This window comes from Prevotella sp. C0209C1, from assembly GCF_056583855.1.
Genome location: NZ_JBWPJP010000063.1, coordinates 1 through 2,864, shown reverse-complemented (window position 1 = coordinate 2,864; position 2,864 = coordinate 1). Strand labels below are relative to the sequence as shown.

Annotated in this window: 3 protein-coding genes; 1 reads left to right on the top strand and 2 read right to left on the bottom strand. The window is 39.9% G+C overall.

The features are described from left to right. Positions 1–89 precede the first annotated feature (89 nt). Together AC1DCD_RS10125 and AC1DCD_RS10120 are read right to left on the bottom strand one after the other, a co-directional pair. Positions 90–380, bottom strand: coding sequence for a helix-turn-helix domain-containing protein (locus tag AC1DCD_RS10125; protein WP_464641367.1), 291 nt, complete (start codon positions 378–380; stop codon positions 90–92). 7 nt (positions 381–387) lie between these two features. Further along, positions 388–669: a helix-turn-helix domain-containing protein gene (locus AC1DCD_RS10120; protein WP_039864787.1), complete on the bottom strand. Its 282-nt coding sequence runs from the start codon at positions 667–669 to the stop codon at positions 388–390. Positions 670–1,300: 631 nt separating this feature from the next. Between AC1DCD_RS10120 and AC1DCD_RS10115 the strand changes: the two genes are divergently transcribed. Next, positions 1,301–2,575, top strand: coding sequence for a virulence-associated E family protein (locus AC1DCD_RS10115; RefSeq protein WP_464641369.1), 1,275 nt, complete (start codon positions 1,301–1,303; stop codon positions 2,573–2,575). Positions 2,576–2,864 lie beyond the last annotated feature (289 nt).

Here is a 2,864-nt window from a genome sequence, read left to right as displayed (position 1 = left end):
ATCAAGAAATACATTACACAAAAGTGTAAAAAGAAGATGAAACAGATGCTTTTTTAGATTTTATAACAAATAGAGGTACGCTAAAATTGTTATGCGCTATAATTTTCCTCTAACAGCCTTTCCAAATTCGAAGCCTTGTATAGTATCTTCCTCGCAAACTGCGTATAAGGTATAATCCCCTTATCTCTATAATCTTGCAATGTTCGAGGACTGATATATAATCGTTCGCACACCTCCTTACCTGTGAGAAAATGCTCACCGCCAAACAATGGCTTGTGCGTCTCTGCCACTTCCCTTATTCTCCTACCCACATCGTGCAGTGCGGTAAGCACCACCTGCATCTCGTCCGAGCCAAAAGTCAAATCTCTTGCCGTTTCCATAACTTGTTTATTTTTTAGGTTTGTCAGTTTTTGTAAGGAGCAGCCTTTCCACATCCTCACGTTTATAATAACACTTGTGTCCGATTTGTGCGAATGGTAGCACGCCCATATCACGGTAGTGCTGCAAGGTGCGCTTGCTGATGTTAAGCAACCTGCACACATCACCATTGTGCAGCCAATCAGTGTGCTTACACTTCTCTCCAAATGCCTTGTGGCAGCAGTCGGCAAGACTTAATATCTCGTCCCTTAGTTTCTGCCAGTTTTGGTCTGTAATTATCAAATATCCCATATTTCTATTGTTTTGTTTATTGTTACTTTTTGCTTGTGTTGCAGCCTTTTGCGCTCCAACTTGGTGCAAAAGTAGAGATAGTTTCCTTATGCTCAAAGCACTAAGGAACAGCAGGGAAAACAAAGGAAATACGATGAAATTCCCTTCCTTATTCCTTGTCGTTATCAACGCTAATACGCCCACTATTCTTCTTTCACTGTCAATAGATATAGAGATACAACCTACCATTTGGCATAAGCCCTCTGCCTTGTTCTAAGATTTCAGAGAACATTGAGATAAGCTCTTAATTTTTGCTTACATTTTTTTCATTGATTGCTTTTTGTTCTAATGGATAGCTATTTTCGCCTTATCCGTTCTTTGTTATTCCTTTACTTATAGTTCACTACCCAAATGTGCAGAATACCGCATTTGAATGTGGTTTGTTACAAAGCCAATCAATTATTGGTATTTGTATCATTTCCGTTTAACCTTTGATTTCTCCATTTAATCCACTAAAAACTAAGATGTTTGATGATTTCCCACAAGGAATTTTATAGCAGGTTTATGCAACATTATGCAAGCACACCGAGAATGCTTGACAGTCAGAATTATCCTCCTTAACTTCACTTTCATAAACCATTTTAGGATGATTATGAAGAAGTACGCAAACAATAGCAATATACACTCAGAAGATAAGCCGAAGCAGAGTAGGCAAACTTCCAAAAACAAGGAGATAGAAAGCTACCTCTCCACCCATTATGACTTCAGATTCAACACTGTACTTGACAGAACAGAGTTTTCTCCCAAGTATGCCAATATGTATAGTAAGGTCAGCCGTTATGACATCAATACCTTTCGCAGGGAACTTGATAGCGAGGAAGGCATCATCACTTCCGCTGATAATCTCTATTCCATCATCGAAAGCAGCTTTTCGCCACGCATCAATCCCATACAGGACTACTTCAAGGCTTTGCCAGAGGTTGATGCTTCAGAAGTGCTGTACAAGATAGAGATAAACCAATGCGCCATCGCCAATCTTGCATCGTGCGTTACCGTCCGTAACTCCGAAAAGTGGCTGCCGTACCTTACCAAATGGCTTGTTGCAGTGGTTGCCAACGCTATGGACGACCGTGAATGCCGTAACCATACCTGTCTTGTACTAACAGGGGAGCAGGGAAAGTTCAAGACCACCTTTCTTGATTTGCTTTGTCCGCCTGCGCTTAAAGGTTACAGCTACACAGGAAAAATATATCCGCAGGAGAAGGACACACTTACTTATATCGGTCAGAACCTTATCGTAAACATCGACGACCAGCTCAAAGCCCTCAACAAGCGTGATGAGAATGAACTCAAGAACCTTATTACCTGTCCGATGGTTAAATACCGTATGCCTTACGACAAGTATGTGGAGGAACACTCGCACTTGGCGAGTTTCGTGGCATCGGTAAACGGCAATGATTTCTTGACCGACCCGACAGGAAGCAGACGTTTCCTGCCCTTTGAGGTACTTGCCATTGACATTGAACGAGCAAAGGAAATTTCTATGGATGCCGTCTATACCGAAGCGAAAGCCTTGTTAAACGCAGGCTTTCGATATTGGTTTAACGATGAAGAAATCACGGAACTCTACAAGGAGAGTGAGGACTTCCAAGTACAGACCGCAGAAATGGAACTACTATTACGCTGTTTTGAAAAGCCAACAGAGGACAATCCTCATTGTGCTTACATGACCACTACCGAAATACTCGCTTATTTAGGTGTTTATACGCATCAACCTTTGACACTCAAACGTATGGGCGAAGCACTCAAAAGAGCTGGCTTTGAAAAGGTAAGCAAGAGGCGTGAGGGTTGTAATCCTGTCTATGTGTATAAGATTATGAAAATCCATCCTTGCCCATTGGTAAATAGTTGTAGTAGTTTGATGTAGTAGCGTATGTAGTATAGTTGTTTACTACAACTCATACCTGAATGTCAATCACTTACAATCAAAATATATGTAGTAAGAAGAAAGTGAAAAAAGTTTTCTGGGGAAAAACTTTAGGAAACGAAAAAGAATAAATGAAGTTTGCCCTATCAGCATAATCAAAATATAATCCGATATTAAAATCAGAATAAATAAATTTTCAACCAAATAATTATAATAAGTAAGTGAGCAAAATTAGTTTACATAAAATATTTATTGTATTTTTCCGTTTTATATGCAATGGGAAAGCCAA